At 55.1% G+C, this 14,119-nt stretch carries 15 protein-coding genes; 8 read left to right on the plus strand and 7 right to left on the minus strand.

From position 1 onward, the window contains the following. The first annotated feature begins 7 nt into the window (after nt 1–7). The 5 genes from HZ297_RS02235 to HZ297_RS02255 all read left to right on the plus strand — a co-directional run bounded on the left by HZ297_RS02235 (nt 8) and on the right by HZ297_RS02255 (nt 4,693). Nucleotides 8–1,306 carry a peptidylprolyl isomerase gene (locus tag HZ297_RS02235; RefSeq protein WP_178861342.1) on the plus strand — a complete coding sequence of 433 codons (1,299 nt, stop codon included), beginning with the start codon at nt 8–10 and terminating at the stop codon, nt 1,304–1,306. 78 nt (nt 1,307–1,384) lie between these two features. After that, a complete protein-coding gene (gene pdxA, locus HZ297_RS02240; protein WP_178861343.1) occupies nt 1,385–2,374 on the plus strand; it encodes a 4-hydroxythreonine-4-phosphate dehydrogenase PdxA in 990 nt (329 codons plus the stop codon). Further along, the gene (gene rsmA / locus HZ297_RS02245; RefSeq protein ID WP_178861344.1) at nt 2,367–3,218 is read left to right on the plus strand and encodes a 16S rRNA (adenine(1518)-N(6)/adenine(1519)-N(6))-dimethyltransferase RsmA; all 852 of its coding nucleotides are present in this window, start codon (nt 2,367–2,369) and stop codon (nt 3,216–3,218) included. The genes pdxA and rsmA overlap by 8 nt, the downstream gene beginning before the upstream one ends. Nucleotides 3,219–3,226: 8 nt before the next feature. Next, a complete protein-coding gene (locus HZ297_RS02250) occupies nt 3,227–4,096 on the plus strand; it encodes a symmetrical bis(5'-nucleosyl)-tetraphosphatase (protein WP_178861345.1) in 870 nt (289 codons plus the stop codon). Between the two features lie 39 nt (nt 4,097–4,135). Next, nucleotides 4,136–4,693 (plus strand): hypothetical protein, encoded by a 558-nt coding sequence (locus HZ297_RS02255; protein WP_178861346.1) that lies wholly within the window; start codon nt 4,136–4,138, stop codon nt 4,691–4,693. 29 nt (nt 4,694–4,722) lie between these two features. Here the strand turns inward: HZ297_RS02255 and HZ297_RS02260 are convergent, their stop codons facing one another. Beyond that, nucleotides 4,723–5,025, minus strand: a complete 303-nt coding sequence (locus HZ297_RS02260; RefSeq protein WP_178861347.1) for a BolA family protein — start codon at nt 5,023–5,025, stop codon at nt 4,723–4,725. 144 nt (nt 5,026–5,169) lie between these two features. On the opposite strand from HZ297_RS02260, the gene HZ297_RS02265 reads away from it, so the two are divergent. After that, complete coding sequence (locus HZ297_RS02265; protein ID WP_178861348.1) at nt 5,170–5,691, plus strand: DsrE family protein; 522 nt, start codon at nt 5,170–5,172, stop codon at nt 5,689–5,691. Nucleotides 5,692–5,789: 98 nt separating this feature from the next. Here HZ297_RS02265 and HZ297_RS02270 read toward each other — a convergent pair whose 3' ends face one another. The 5 genes from HZ297_RS02270 to ectA form a co-directional block, all read right to left on the minus strand. Further along, nucleotides 5,790–6,665: a TPR end-of-group domain-containing protein gene (locus HZ297_RS02270; protein ID WP_178861349.1), complete on the minus strand. Its 876-nt coding sequence runs from the start codon at nt 6,663–6,665 to the stop codon at nt 5,790–5,792. Continuing rightward, nucleotides 6,653–8,068, minus strand: coding sequence for an aspartate kinase (locus HZ297_RS02275; protein WP_178861350.1), 1,416 nt, complete (start codon nt 8,066–8,068; stop codon nt 6,653–6,655). The genes HZ297_RS02270 and HZ297_RS02275 overlap by 13 nt, the downstream gene beginning before the upstream one ends. 60 nt (nt 8,069–8,128) lie before the next feature. Next, the gene (locus HZ297_RS02280; RefSeq protein ID WP_178861351.1) at nt 8,129–8,521 is read right to left on the minus strand and encodes an ectoine synthase; all 393 of its coding nucleotides are present in this window, start codon (nt 8,519–8,521) and stop codon (nt 8,129–8,131) included. Between the two features lie 30 nt (nt 8,522–8,551). Next, nucleotides 8,552–9,820 (minus strand): diaminobutyrate--2-oxoglutarate transaminase, encoded by a 1,269-nt coding sequence (gene ectB, locus HZ297_RS02285; RefSeq protein ID WP_178861352.1) that lies wholly within the window; start codon nt 9,818–9,820, stop codon nt 8,552–8,554. 88 nt (nt 9,821–9,908) lie between these two features. Then, nucleotides 9,909–10,418: a diaminobutyrate acetyltransferase gene (ectA, locus tag HZ297_RS02290; protein ID WP_178861353.1), complete on the minus strand. Its 510-nt coding sequence runs from the start codon at nt 10,416–10,418 to the stop codon at nt 9,909–9,911. 542 nt (nt 10,419–10,960) lie between these two features. Between ectA and HZ297_RS02295 the strand changes: the two genes are divergently transcribed. After that, entirely contained in the window at nt 10,961–11,212 is a 252-nt protein-coding gene (locus HZ297_RS02295) for a 2Fe-2S iron-sulfur cluster-binding protein (protein WP_178861354.1), read from the plus strand. Nucleotides 11,213–11,326: 114 nt separating this feature from the next. Here HZ297_RS02295 and HZ297_RS02300 read toward each other — a convergent pair whose 3' ends face one another. Next, entirely contained in the window at nt 11,327–12,289 is a 963-nt protein-coding gene (locus HZ297_RS02300; protein ID WP_178861355.1) for a PstS family phosphate ABC transporter substrate-binding protein, read from the minus strand. 235 nt (nt 12,290–12,524) lie between these two features. On the opposite strand from HZ297_RS02300, the gene HZ297_RS02305 reads away from it, so the two are divergent. Then, on the plus strand, nt 12,525–14,096 hold the full coding sequence (locus tag HZ297_RS02305; protein WP_178861356.1) for an inorganic phosphate transporter: 1,572 nt from the start codon (nt 12,525–12,527) through the stop codon (nt 14,094–14,096). Nucleotides 14,097–14,119: the final 23 nt, after the last annotated feature.

The raw sequence follows: 14,119 nt of genomic DNA on the forward strand, positions 1-14,119 counted from the left end.
CCAACGCATGACAACATCTCTTTCCAAGCGACTTTACACGCTGTTTTTCGCACTGTTTACCGCCCTGCTGGTTTACGCGCCGGCGAGTCAGGCCGACCAGCTGATCGACCGCATTGCCGCGGTGGTTGACCACCAGATCATCCTGCAAAGCGAACTGCAGCAAAAAACCATCGAAGCCGCCCAGGAGTTGCGTGCCAAACAGATTCCCATCAGCAATCCGGCCGAACTGCAAGCCCAGGTGCTTGACAATATGATTATGGAAATCCTGCAAAAACAACGCGCCGCCCAGCTTGGCCTGTCGGTATCGGACGACGAGATCAACCAGCGCCTGCTGGAGATCGCCAACCAGAACAATATGACCCTGCCGCAGCTGCGTGACCGCCTCAACAGCGAAATGAACGACGGCTTTATGAAATTCCGCGCCAAACTGCAAACCCAGCTGCTGATTCAAAAAGTGCGCGAGCAGGAGATCATCAGCCGCACCATGGTCACCGACGATGAGATCAACAACTACCTGCAGCGCAACCGCCTGGACAGCAGCAGCACCGAATACCACCTGCGCCATATTCTGGTCACCCTGCCCGAATCAGCCACGCAGGCCGACCGCGATGCGGCGTTGCAAGAGATCAACGAGATCGCCGCACGCATCCGCAGCGGCGAGGATTTCAGCCAGATGGCGGTGCGTTATTCCAAAGGTAGCCAAGCGCTAAGCGGAGGCGACTTGGGCTGGCTTAAACAGGAGCAGATTCCAACCTTCTTCGACAAGGAACTTAAAAACTTGCAGCCCGGCCAGGTCAGCGAGGTGATTTCCAGTCCGAGCGGCTTCCACCTGATCAAGCTCGAAGAGGTGCGTGATGCGCAGCGTCAGATGATTACCCAATACCATCTGCACCGCTTCCTGATTTTGGACGACTCTGCCCGCCAAAACCGCATTCCGTTGGAAATCCGCCAGTTGTTAGAACAGATTCGCTCACTTGAGGAGTTCAATGCGCTGAAATCCCGCTATGCGGACATTCCGGCCGAGGTGAATGCCAATATGGATCAGGGCTGGAAAGTGGCCGACGAGCTGACACCGGCGCTGCAGCGCGAGTTGAGCCAATTACAGCCCAACCGGATGGCCACCCCGATTGCCACCGAAAAAGGCTGGGTGTTGTATTTCACCGAAGCCGTGCGTCAGGTGGATGCCAACGAGAACAGCGAACGCCAGCAGGCGATTCAAGCCATCCGCATCCGCAAGGCCAACGAAACCTTTGAAATCTGGTTGCGCCGCCTGCGTGACGAAGCCTTTGTGGATATTAGAATTTAACACCATTCAACATTTTCAACAGGCCGGGTTGACCCGGCCTGCTCACTTTTGGAAACCCCATTTTCAGGAAACCGTTTTATGACTCGACGTTTAGTGATTACCTCCGGCGAACCTGCCGGCATCGGCCCCGATCTGGTGATTGCGCTGGCGCAATGCGACTGGCCGGTCGAACTGGTGGTGCTGGCCGACCGCGACGTGATTGCGCAGCGTGCCGCACAGCTGGGCGTGGCAATCGAGCTTGTCGACTACCGTGCCGAGGCCGCCGCCCAACCCAGCCGGGCCGGCAAAATGATCTTGGAACACCTTCCTGTGGCGCAAACCGTTATTCCCGGCAGACTCAATGCCGCCAACGCCGGCTTCGTCATCACCATGCTGAAACGCGCCATTCACGGCTGCCTGAGCGGCGAATTCGCCGCCATGGTCACTGGCCCGGTGCATAAAGGCATTATCAACGAAGCCGGCCTGCCGTTCAGCGGCCACACCGAACTGCTTGCCGAAGAGAGTCGCACCGACCGCGTGGTCATGATGCTCGCCACCCCCGGCCTGCGTGTTGCCTTGGTGACCACGCATCTGCCGCTGGCGGAGGTTCCCAAAGCGATCACCCAGCCGTTGCTGACCGAGATTCTGAGCATCACCCACCGCTCTCTCAAAGAGCAGTTCGGCATCAAGGAACCGCATATTCTGGTGGCCGGACTCAATCCGCACGCCGGCGAAAGCGGTCACATGGGGCGCGAGGAGATCGATGTCATCGAACCCGTGCTGGAACGACTGCGCAGCAGCATGAAACTCTACGGCCCGCTGCCGGCCGACACCCTGTTCACCCCCAAATACCTTGAAAAGGCCGATGCGGTGGTGGCGATGTACCACGACCAGGGCTTGCCGGTGTTGAAACACATGGGCTTCGGCAATGCGGTGAATGTGACCTTGGGATTGCCGTTTGTGCGCACCTCGGTCGATCACGGCACGGCGCTCGATCTGGCGGGCAGTGGCAAAGCCGATACCGGCAGCTTCCGCTACGCGATTGACGTGGCCCTGGAGATGATCGGTGCGGAGGCTGACAATGGCTAAACAAGAGCGCCGTCCATCGCGCAAAAACGGTTCTTCAGGTTCGGCCAGCTCCGGCCACAAACACAAAAAACAGTTCGGCCAGAACTTCCTCAACAACCCGCAGATCATCCGCCAGATTGTCGCCTCCATCCGCCCGCAGGCCGATGACCATCTGGTCGAAATCGGCCCCGGTGAAGCCGCACTGACCGCCCCGCTGCTGGAGGTAGTGCGCAAGATGGACATTATCGAAATCGATAACGACCTGATTGGCCCGCTGACCAAAAAGTTCGGTTCCAACCCGGCCTTCCATCTGCATCACACCGACGCCCTGAGCTTCGACTACGCCACCCTGTTGGGCGAAAATGAAGAGACGCTGCGGGTGGTCGGCAACCTGCCCTATAACATTTCCAGCCCGCTGCTGTTCCATCTGCTGGAGTACGCCGAGCACATCAAAGACATGCACTTCATGCTGCAAAAAGAGGTGGTGGATCGCATCTGCGCCGCCCCCGGCAGCAAGACCTTCGGCCGTCTGAGTGTGATGATGCAGTACGCCTGCGAAACCGAATACCTGTTTACCGTCGGGCCGGAAAATTTCACGCCGCCACCCAAGGTAGATTCCGCCATCGTGCGTCTGCTGCCTTACCGCCAAAAACCGTTTGTGGCGGCCAATGAAACCGATTTTGCCGAGGTGGTCAAGCAGGCCTTCAGCCAGAAACGCAAGACCCTGCGCAATACGCTGAAGGGCTGGCTGGATGGTGAGGCGATTGAAAGCCTGGGGATCGACCCGGGCGATCGCGCCGAAAGTTTGAGCGTGGCGCAGTTTGTGGCCTTAGCGAACTTGTATACACAGAAAAAAGGGCAGTAAGGCAGGCTATGGCAACCTACATTATCGGCGATCTGCAAGGCTGTTATGACGAACTGCAAGCGCTTTTGCAGCAGATCGGCTATGCAGCGGAAACGGATGAGTTATGGTTTGTCGGCGATATTGTCAATCGCGGGCCGAAATCGCTGGAGTGTCTGCGCTTCGTCAAACAGCTCGAAGAGCAGGGGCGCGCCAAGATGGTGTTGGGTAATCACGACTTTCACCTGCTGGCGGCCTATTCCGGTCTGAAACGCTTCCAGTCCAAATCGGACACGCTCGACGACATCTTCGCCGCCCATGACGCGCCTGAACTCATCGACTGGCTGCGACGCCAGCCGCTGATGGTGAGCCATCCGCTGTACGAGGTGGTCATGGTGCATGCCGGCATTCCGCCGCAATGGAGCATTGCACAGGCACAGGCGCTGGCCAAGGAAGTGGAACCGCATCTGCGAGGCGACAACTGGCAGACGTTTGTGACCGAACATCTGTTTGGCGGCGAACCGGATAGCTGGTGCGACTCGCTGCAAGGCTGGGACCGCATCCGCTATATCGTCAACGCCTTTGCACGCATGCGTTACTGCAATGCCCAGGGGCAGCTGGAGTTCAAACTCAAATCGGCGCCGGGCGAACACCCTAGCGGAAATGCAGGCGCTTTCCATCCGTGGTTTGTGCACCCCAACCGTAAAAACAAAACCCATGAGATCTTTTTCGGCCACTGGTCGACACTCGGCGCGATGGACGCCTACGGCATCCACTCCACCGACACCGGCTGCCTGTGGGGCGGCCTGCTGACGGCCTACTGTCTGGAAACCAGACGGCGTCATACCTTACAATGCATACAGAAGTGCCAACCCAAAATCAAAAAGACAGCCAAACAATAAGGCTGCGACCCTATCACTGAGAGGCGGATTGAAGGAAGAATGGAAGCGACCAACCCAAGCGAAAACAACAGCGAAAACCCGATTCCCAGCGCGGAAACCATGCTGGCGCGCCTTGCAGCCGTGGATGTCAGCCAGTTTGATCTGGCGGCCACCGCCAATCAGCTAAAAGGCAACAAGCAGTGGATATCGATTCTGACCATTCCGGTCAGCGCCATTTTGCTGATGATTTTCACCCTGCTCGGCACCTTTCTGTTCGATGCCCCGATCGCCAGTTTTCTGATTTCCGCGGGTGTGATTTATGTGGTGGGACGCATGTTCGACCAGTATGAACAGCAATACCGGCTGCGCGCGCGTCAGCTGGTGATGCGCCGCATTGCCGAAACCGAAGGCGAGTTCGGACTGATTCCGCATTTCAAGCATTTTCTGCCGACCAAATACCGACACCTCTGGCAATCGCTGCGCAAAGGCAATTATCTGTATATTGACCAGTACATTCAGGCGGTTTCCCTGCTACAGAACAAGCTGGAACCGGCCAAATTCACCAAAATCTGGCATTTGCACCATCCCGAAATCGCGCCGCCGGAGGACGAAGAATAAACTCAGCAGGCCGGGTAGCCCGCCGGACATCAGTGACCGCCGCCGCACTTTGGCGAGGCGGGTGCCTGAGCGCCGAGCTGCTGCCACTCTTCGGGCGTATAGGTGTGCAACGCCAGCGCATGGAACTGCGGCATCAGTTCACTCAATGCCTTGTATACCGCTTGCTGGCGTTTGACTTTGGACTGGCCGCTAAAATCGTCGGATACCAGCGTCAGTTTGAAGTGCGATTCGGTCTGCGGGCCGGCGTGCATATGACTTTCGTTCAGCAGCTCGATAAAGCTGATTTGAAAATTTTGGCGAATGGCTTGTTCGATCTGGGGTTGTAGCAACATTTGAAAAGTTCCTGTTTAATCGGGTACGAATCCATAAAGTATAAAACTGTTGTATAGGCCATACAAAACTTTTTATCAATAAAGCCGCATATGATTTATCATGTTCGATACAGAAAATAGTGAGTCAACCATAGGAGTCCAACCATGAGCCGCATGAAATCCCTTCTCACCTTCGCTTTCACCCTTTACCTGGCCGCTTTCGGTTTAACGGCGCACGCTGCGGATCAGGTCGCAAGCGACTTCCGTCTGAAACCGGTGCCGGAATTGCAGGATCCGCCGAGCGGACGTTTTCCCGGTGATCCGGCCGAGCATAAGGCGCTGTATATGTGGAACAGCAATGATGCGTCCTATCAGACCAGTATCCTGAATTCGATTCAGGCGATGATCAAATACTATGGCGACAATGTCGAGATTGCCGTCGTCGCCATCGGCCCGGGCATGCATGCCTTGGCTAAAAAACCGTTACGCGAGGTCGATCCGCTGAACTATGCCCGCGTGGAAAGTTTTGCCAAGGATTACAAAGTGCGCTGGATCGCCTGCGGCAGCACCATGAACACGGTGCATTGGACGCATTCCGACATCCGCCCTTTTGCCGAGTTTGCCGAAGTGGGTGCGGCGGCTCTGATGGAGCTGCAGGAAGAAGGCTTTAAGATGATTGTGTGGTAATCCACCAGCGAATTCCCCACTGCCCATTTTCCTGCTTTTTCTACTTCAACACCGCGCCGGGAAAGCGTTAACAACACTGACCCGGCGAGGCTTTCTCCCTAAACGCTTTTATCCTCGTTGCCCGACAGCAATGTCTGAAACGCTGCGTTTTCGTGCAGTTCGGCAAAGATCGCATCCTCCAGAATCTGCTCGCGATAGCCTTCGGAGCCCTCCAGCGCCCTGCGCAGATACTCCACCGCCTCGACAGGTTTATGCAATAACGCGTGTGCGCCGGCCAGCTGATAAAAGGCGTGGCGGTTCTCCGGTTCAATCGCCAACGCCTGCTGGCACAGATTGATCGCCCATTGCGGTTCGTTCATCTCCAACGCCGTATCGGCCTTGTAGGTCAGCGCCTCGGCATTGTGCGGATCGAGCTTCAGAATCTGGTCATAGATCGCCAGACGGTTGCTCAAAATGGTTTCCTGAGCAGCCTTGAGCCACAGACTGTGGATATCCTGATGCTGCGCCAGATTCTGCTGCGCATGGCGGATGCCCTTGCTTTTGTGATTCAAGTCCTCTTCCAGCTTGGCCAGACGCGCCTCGTAAAGCGCCACCATCTCGTTGACCTTGCTGTCGGCCAGGTGATGCACCCTCTCCTTAATGTCGCGGATCGAGTTCCAGCCGACCAAAAGCAATACCGAACTGATGCCGGCGATCAGATAGAAGAAATAGGTCACCGTGTCGGTGGCATAAGCGACCGCCCGCTGCGTGGCGGCAAGTTCACGGTCCACCACCTCTTTGGTGAGGGTCACGTCAAGCGCGTTCATATCAACCCGCAGCTGGCGTAATTCGTCCATCACATAGCGCTCCACAAAAGGGTTGTAGAGCGGCTCCTGCAGTTCATCGACCTGCTGGGTCTGTTTGTCGTGGTACTGCGCGGCAATGGCGCTTCCAGACACCGACAACAAGCCGAGAATCAATATCAATGCACGCATATCGCCTCACCGTGGTTATGAATCTCGATCAGTTCGCGATGCAGCGCCTTCACGGCGTCCGCATAATCGTCTTCGTTGACCATGAACTGCATCTCCACCTGACGCGGATTCTGATGCACCGCCTCAATATTAATGGCTTGATCCGAAAGCGTCTGCACCGCTTTGGCCAACAGCCCCTTGAGTGCCATATCGCTGCCCATCACCGACACCAGCGCGATTTTGGAGGTGCTCACCTGCGCATTGGGAAACAGCGTTTCGATGCGCGCCGTCAACGCCTTGAGCTTACTGAGATTGGCACGGACATAAAGGGTGATGGTATTGGCGTTAAAATCCTTGGTGACCCATTCACAGCCCTGCAGACTATCGTGCAGACGCCGCTCGTAATCGGCCTGCTGGCCGAGCATCTCCTGATCGAAAATCTCCAACGCCACCAGGCGGGACATGCCGGCGATGATTTCGACCTGCGGCACCTGCGAAACATAGTCGTCGCTGATCAGCGTGCCGTGGTGCTGCGGCTCGAAGGTGTTCTTGATACGCAACGGGATTTGCGCCTGCCGCAACCCTTTGGCGGCGCGCGGATGGATCGCCTCCATCCCCAGATTGGCCAGCTGGTCGGCAATATCGTAATTGGTTTTGCCGATGGGCACGACCTGCGACTCCCCGACAATGCGCGGGTCGGCGCTGCTGAGATGGTACTCCTTGTGAATCACCGCCTCGCCGGCAGCGGTCAGCACCGCAATGCGGCTGAAGGTCATTTCGCTGTAGCCGCGGTCGAAGGTGTGCATGAGGTTCTCGCTGCAATGCGCGTAACCGGTCACAATCGGCAAGGTGGTATTGAGGTCGATAGCGTCGAATGCGTCGGTAATCAAGCTATCAAGCGGTTTGATTGTGTCGTTCTGCCAACCGGTCAGATCGATGAGTTTTGCATTGACCCCTTCGGCACGCAGCAGCTCGGTCAGGTTCCAGGCGCTGTGCGCCTCCCCCAGACTGGCAAGCAGTTCGCGCACGGTCAGCAGATGTGACTCCAGCGAGAAATGGCCGTGCCGGCAAAGGCTTTGCAAATGGCTGAGCAGTTCTTCGGTTTGCAGCAGACGCTCGGCAATAAAGGCATTGGCTCTTGCCAGCAGAAGCTCATCGTCAAACAAACCGGCATTGACCGCATGGAAGCGCTGCTGGAGCGCGTTTAGCGCGCTGCGCCAGTCCTGACCGTCGGCAAACAGCGCAAACACCCCGGCCTGTCCGGTTTTTTTATGTTCAAGCAGTGCATCGGTAATGCCGCCATAGGCGGATACGACCAGAATACGTTGGTAAAGTGCTCCCGGATAACGCACGATGTTGTCGCGCACGGCGGCGTAATGGCTCATGGAGGTGCCGCCGATTTTTTCAACTGTTAATGTAGGCATAATCCCTTTGTCTAATCGGTTAGAAGTCAGTGTGCTGATATGACAGCATCAAGATAAAAATCATTCCGGCAACGCATAGGCGCCGTCTTTGTCATGCACCTCCCGGCCGGTGACCGGCGGGTTGAAGACACACACCATGCGCATCGCCACGCCCTTGTTGGCGCGCAGGATATGCTGGTCATGTTCATTCAATGCGTAAACCGTGCCTTCGCGGATCGGGTGAACGCTACCGTCTTTTTTCTCGACGATTTCACCCTCCCCTTCAATGCAGTAAACCGCCTCGAGATGGTGCTTGTACCACAGGTGCAGGTCCTCTCCGGCTTTGATCAGGGTATCGTGCAGCGAAAACCCCATGCCGTCCTTGGCGAGCAACAGGCGGCGGCTGTTCCATTGCGGGGTGTCCACATCGGCGTCGGTGCCGATGACGTCGTCGTAAAGGTTTTTAACAATCATCTGTTCTCCTTAAATATCGATTTACTTGACTTAAGCGGCGCTATGCTGGGCCACAGCCTCGCGCATGGCCTCCTGCAAAATGGCGTAACCTTCCTCGATCAAGGCCTCGCTGATCACCAAAGGGCCGAGAAATTTGACGACCTGCCCGTCGGAACCCGCGGTTTCAATCACCAGCCCTTTGTCAAACGCCAGCGAGCAGACCCGGCTCGCCAACGCCGAATCCTTGAACTCCATCCCCCAGATCATGCCATAACCGCGTACATCGACAATCTGCGTCGGAAACAGCGTTTGCATCCCGTGCATTTTGGCTTCAATCAGCTGCGCCTTCTTTTTCACTTGCTCAGAAAATGAGGCATCCTGCCAGTAATAGCGAATCGCCGCATTGGACGCCACAAACGCCAGATTGTTGCCGCGGAAAGTCCCGGAATGCTCCCCCGGACTCCATTTATCGAGTTCAGGTTTGAGCAAGACCAATGACATCGGATGGCCCGCGCCGATCGACTTGGACAGGGTCACGATATCCGGCACGATACCGGCGCGCTCGAAACTGAAGAAGTCGCCGGAACGGCCATTGCCGGTCTGGATGTCATCGACAATCATCAGAATGTCGAAATCATCGCAGATCTGGCGCAGCTCTCTGAGCCATTCGGCGCCGGCCACATTGATGCCGCCTTCCGCCTGAATGGTTTCCAGCACAATCGCCGCGGGCAGTTCGGTACCGCTGGAGTCGTCCTCCAGAATCTTGCGCAGGTAGGCGATGGTATTGACCTTATCGCCCAGGTAGTTGTGAAACGGCACCTGCGTGGTATAGGCCGGCACGCCGTAGTTCTCGTCGTGGTAATAACGGTTGCCGGTAATGCTCAGGGAGCCCATCGACATGCCGTGAAAGCCATTGGTAAACGACATCACCTGGGTGCGTTTCTTGACCTTGCGGGCGATTTTCAGCGCGGTTTCCACCGCATTGGTGCCAGTTGGCCCCACAAACTGCAGTTTGTAGTCGAGGTTGCGCGGCTTGAGAATGTTGTTCACAAATCCCTCGATAAACTCGCGCTTGGCCACCGTGGCCATGTCGAGTGCGTGGCCGATGCCGTTGGCTTGCAGATAGTCGATGACGGCGTTATTGACCACCGGATTGTTGTGACCGTAGTTAAGCGCGCCGGCGCCGGCAAAAAAGTCGATATAGCGTTTGCCGTCCTCATCCCAGATCTCCGCGCCTTTGGATGTGGCGAAAGTGGTCGGGAAAGAGCGGATATAACCGCGCACCTCGGACTCGTATTGATTAAAAATGGATAAAGGCATAATGATTTCCTCTGAAAGTACGGTAAATAGTTAAAGCGATGCCCGGATGCAGAGTAACCGCACCTTGAGCAATGAACGTTATTTGGAACTACGTAGCAGGCGTCAGGGTGTAGAGAATCTCGGCCTCGTGCCCCTCGCTGCCAAAATCCTCGGCCTGTAAATACGGGCAGGTGGCGATGTCAAAAGCGTGGCGTTTGGCAAACGATTTAAAAAGCGCTTGTGACGCCTGATTCGAGGGGCTGATGGTCGTCAGCAACCGCTTGATTCGACCCGGCGACTGGCGCGCCACAAGGGATTCGAGCAATCTAACGGCGATTCCCTGGCCTTGGGCGTGCGGATGCACCGCGACCTGCCAGATAAACAACGCATCCGCTTGGTTCGGCGGAAAATAAGACGAGACGAAACCGACGACTTTGCCGTCCTGTTCGGCCAGCATGCAGCTTGCCGCAAAATGGTCCGCCAGCAGAAAATAGAGGTAGCGTGAATTCAGATCAAGCGGCGGGCAGGCCTTGACCAGTTCAAAAATGGCCGCCCCATCGGCGGGTGTCGGCTGTCTGAAATAAATCGGGGTTACAGGATGTAAGGGGTGATTCTCCATAAAATAAGTCTGTTTCTATTAAGGGTGAAAAATTCAACCAATCGCAAAAAACGGAAGAAAAGCTGACGGCGGATAACAGATTCGGACATAAGGCTGCCCTCCTCCTGCCGCAATGACAGAGGCATAAAACGATGCCCTACGATTGATTCCTCAGGACGCGTCCATTGGATTAGACTCGGCCCGGAAACCTCCGGACCTAAGGCAGAAAAGCGCCTAAACGCAAATGACAGTGTAGTGACTACAACTGGATAAAAGATAATCTTAACCTTTTGGGTTATGAATTTATGTGCGCTATATTATAACAAAATAATATTTAAAATCAACATGTTATAAATTGCATCCAGCTTACTTCCGGACTTTAAGCCCTGTAACCTCTTGAAAAATGGAGCATTATCCAAACAGACAAAAACACCCAAAAACCTCAGCCGGCCAATAAAACAAGCGGTAAATTTTATGCACCTTAACTGCGAGCCTCACGGCTAAAATTGGTAAAATGCTGGGAGTTTGATTTTAAAAAACATTCAATAGTTGGGAACTAAAACATGACAAAAATTGTGGTAAAAGGACAGGGAGAGTGTGAATTTGACGGTCAGTTTTCAATGCTCGAAGCGCTCGACGAAAACGGTTTTGATATGCCTTACAGCTGCCGTGGCGGAAATTGCGGTGCCTGTGCGGTGCGCCTAATTTCCGGCGAAGTCGAAGAGATTCAGAGTCCGGCTTACGAAGCGCGCAAAGGCGAGATTCTGACCTGCAGCGTGATTCCGTTGACCGATGTGGAAATCGAAATCATCTAAGATTCGATTCACCTCCGTTACCCGGCCTGTTGAGTTTTGAAACGGCCGAAATCCGCAAAACAAAAACCCCGCCAAGGCGGGGTTCGACTGGGAAAAACCGAAACTTTTAGGAGATTATTTCAATTTAGCCAGTTCTTTGGCAGCCACTTTAGCCGGAAGCGCGATATAACCGTCTTTCTCGACCACTTGCTGACCTTCTTTAGACAACACCAGCTTGAAGAACTCGCCGACAACCGGATCAACCGCTTTGTTAGGCGCCTTGTTCACATAAACGTACAACAGACGCGACAACGGGTAAGTGCCGTTCAAGGCGTTTTCAGTGGTAGCGGGAACCATTTCGCCGCCTTCTTTCTTAGACAATGCCAGAGCTTTTACGCCAGCCGTCTTGTAACCGATACCTGAGTAACCGATACCGTTGATAGACGCAGAAACCGACTGAACCACAGACGCAGAACCAGGCTGTTCGTTTACAGAGTTCTTGAAGTCACCTTTACACAGAGCGTGTTTTTTGTAGTAACCGTAAGTACCGGAAACTGAGTTACGGCCGTAAATCTGGATCGTTTTAGAAGCCAGATCACCGCTCGCACCCGCATCACCCCAAGTGGCGATATCCGCTTTGGCTCCGCACTTGCGCGTTGAAGAGAAAATCGCGTCAACTTGTGGGATGCTCAAGCCATTGATTGGGTTGTCTTTGTTGACGTAAACCGCCAAAGCATCGATGGCTACCGCAACAGGCGTTGGCTTATAGCCCCACTTCTGTTCGAATGCGGTTTCTTCTTTGTCCTTCATTTTACGGCTCATAGGACCGACGTTTGAAGTGCCTTCAGTCAACGCCGGTGGAGCAGTAGAAGAACCCGCTGCCTGGATCTGGATATTGACGTTAGGGTAAGCGCGCTTGAACTCTTCCGCCCACAAAGTCATCAGGTTAGCCAACGTATCCGAACCCACCGAGTTCAGGTTGCCCGAAATACCGGACACTTTCTGATAAGAAGGCAGGGCCGCGTCCACAGCGGAATACGCTGTCTGAGAAGCAAAAGCCGTTGCCAGGCCCATTGCTAAAAGAAGTTGACGTTTCATCGTGTGTATTCTCCGAATAAGGAATGAAAAATTAAATCCAACGGAGCAGATTATAGGAAGCCTTAATAACAGTATTTTTAAGGAAATGTGACAAGTGTGTGACACCGAACCCAAAAGCGCCTAAAATAAGCCGGCCTGTTCAGATCAACCAAAAGTTGGCCTGGACAAAGATCGCAAACGGCCCGTTGCAAACAGAGCAAACCGGCTGACGATTGACCCCAAAAGAGATGCAACTATGGAATTTCGTGACCTAAACGACATCGAACACGCCACCCAACGCAGCCGCAAAGAGATGTTCCGCTTTGGAACCGCTTTACTGTTCATCATTATCATCATGCTGTTCACCGCCAACCTGCAAACCGGCACCGGTGTCGTCAGTATCGAACTGGTCATTGCCGCCATGATCGGCGGCTATATGGCGCTGAATATCGGCGCCAACGACGTCGCCAACAACGTCGGTCCGGCCGTCGGCTCCAAAGCGCTGACCCTGACCGGTGCCATCATCATCGCCGCCATCTTTGAATCGGCCGGCGCATTGATTGCCGGCGGCGAAGTTATCAGCACCATCAGCAAAGGCATCATCAACCCCGACAATATCGGTGACAGTGAAACCTTTATCTGGCTGATGATTGCCGCGCTCCTGGCCGGTGCGCTCTGGCTCAACGTGGCCACCGCACTGGGCGCGCCGGTGTCCACCACCCACTCCATTGTGGGCGGGGTTCTGGGTGCGGGCATTGCCGCCGCCGGCTGGGAGATCGCCAACTGGGACAAAATGGGCTCGATTGCGGCCAGCTGGGTCATCTCGCCAGTCATCGGCGGTTTGATTGCGGCGCTGTTCCTGATGTGGATCAAACGCAGCATCACCTACAAAGATGACATGCTCGAAGCCGCCAGAAAGATGCTGCCGGTGCTGATTGCGCTGATGGCCTGGGCCTTCTCGACCTACCTGATTATGAAAGGGCTGAAACATATCTGGAAGGCCTCCTTTATCGAAGCCCTGCTGATCGGCCTGGCATTTGGTGTGGTGATCTACCTGCTTGTCAAACCGTTGATTTCCCGTCAGGCCGCCGGATTGCAAAACGGCAAAGCCGGCGTGAATGCCCTGTTTACCATTCCGTTGATTTTCGCCGCCGCACTCCTGAGCTTTGCGCACGGCGCCAACGACGTCGCCAACGCGGTCGGCCCGCTGGCGGCGATTAACGACGCCATTCACACGCACGGCATTTCCACTAAAGCCGAAATTCCGTTGTGGGTCATGCTGATCGGTGCCGTCGGTATCAGCTTGGGCTTGCTGCTGTTCGGCCCTAAACTGATCCGCACGGTCGGCAGTGAAATCACCGAACTGGATCAGATGCGCGCCTACTCCATCGCCATGGCCGCAGCCATTACGGTGATCGTCGCTTCACAGCTGGGGCTGCCGGTCAGCTCGACCCATATCGCCGTCGGCGGTGTCTTCGGGGTGGGCTTCCTGCGCGAATACCTGAAGCGCAACTATGCCAAAACCCTGCAAGAGATCAAAGACCATCACCACGGCCAGGATCAGGCAGAATTCGAGCGCTTTGTGAAAAAGTTCGAGAAGGCCTCGCTGATCGAAAAGAAAGCCATGCTGGCGCAGCTTAAGGCCAAACAGGCGGAAGTGGAATTGAGCAAGAAAGAACGCAAGACCCTGAACAAGGTTTACCAGAAAGAGCTGGTGAAACGTTCCGCCTTCCTGAAAATCGTGGCGGCCTGGGTCATTACCGTACCGGCCTCCGCACTAATGGCGGCGATCATCTACTTCACCATTCGCGGCATGATGCTGCCCTAAAACGAATACGGGCCAATCATCAC

Origin of the sequence: Thiomicrorhabdus cannonii, from assembly GCF_013391695.1 — a bacterium.
Lineage (GTDB): Bacteria > Pseudomonadota > Gammaproteobacteria > Thiomicrospirales > Thiomicrospiraceae > Thiomicrorhabdus > Thiomicrorhabdus cannonii.

Excerpts from the sequence above, each read along its gene's own strand:
- HZ297_RS02235 (WP_178861342.1), top strand. The coding sequence starts at position 8 with ATGACAACATCTCTTTCCAAGCGACTTTACACGCTGTTTTTCGCACTG.
- pdxA (WP_178861343.1), top strand. The coding sequence starts at position 1,385 with ATGACTCGACGTTTAGTGATTACCTCCGGCGAACCTGCCGGCATCGGC.
- rsmA (WP_178861344.1), top strand. The coding sequence starts at position 2,367 with ATGGCTAAACAAGAGCGCCGTCCATCGCGCAAAAACGGTTCTTCAGGT.
- HZ297_RS02250 (WP_178861345.1), top strand. The coding sequence starts at position 3,227 with ATGGCAACCTACATTATCGGCGATCTGCAAGGCTGTTATGACGAACTG.
- HZ297_RS02255 (WP_178861346.1), top strand. The coding sequence starts at position 4,136 with ATGGAAGCGACCAACCCAAGCGAAAACAACAGCGAAAACCCGATTCCC.
- HZ297_RS02260 (WP_178861347.1), bottom strand. The coding sequence starts at position 5,025 with ATGTTGCTACAACCCCAGATCGAACAAGCCATTCGCCAAAATTTTCAA.
- HZ297_RS02265 (WP_178861348.1), top strand. The coding sequence starts at position 5,170 with ATGAGCCGCATGAAATCCCTTCTCACCTTCGCTTTCACCCTTTACCTG.
- HZ297_RS02270 (WP_178861349.1), bottom strand. The coding sequence starts at position 6,665 with ATGCGTGCATTGATATTGATTCTCGGCTTGTTGTCGGTGTCTGGAAGC.
- HZ297_RS02275 (WP_178861350.1), bottom strand. The coding sequence starts at position 8,068 with ATGCCTACATTAACAGTTGAAAAAATCGGCGGCACCTCCATGAGCCAT.
- HZ297_RS02280 (WP_178861351.1), bottom strand. The coding sequence starts at position 8,521 with ATGATTGTTAAAAACCTTTACGACGACGTCATCGGCACCGACGCCGAT.
- ectB (WP_178861352.1), bottom strand. The coding sequence starts at position 9,820 with ATGCCTTTATCCATTTTTAATCAATACGAGTCCGAGGTGCGCGGTTAT.
- ectA (WP_178861353.1), bottom strand. The coding sequence starts at position 10,418 with ATGGAGAATCACCCCTTACATCCTGTAACCCCGATTTATTTCAGACAG.
- HZ297_RS02295 (WP_178861354.1), top strand. The coding sequence starts at position 10,961 with ATGACAAAAATTGTGGTAAAAGGACAGGGAGAGTGTGAATTTGACGGT.
- HZ297_RS02300 (WP_178861355.1), bottom strand. The coding sequence starts at position 12,289 with ATGAAACGTCAACTTCTTTTAGCAATGGGCCTGGCAACGGCTTTTGCT.
- HZ297_RS02305 (WP_178861356.1), top strand. The coding sequence starts at position 12,525 with ATGGAATTTCGTGACCTAAACGACATCGAACACGCCACCCAACGCAGC.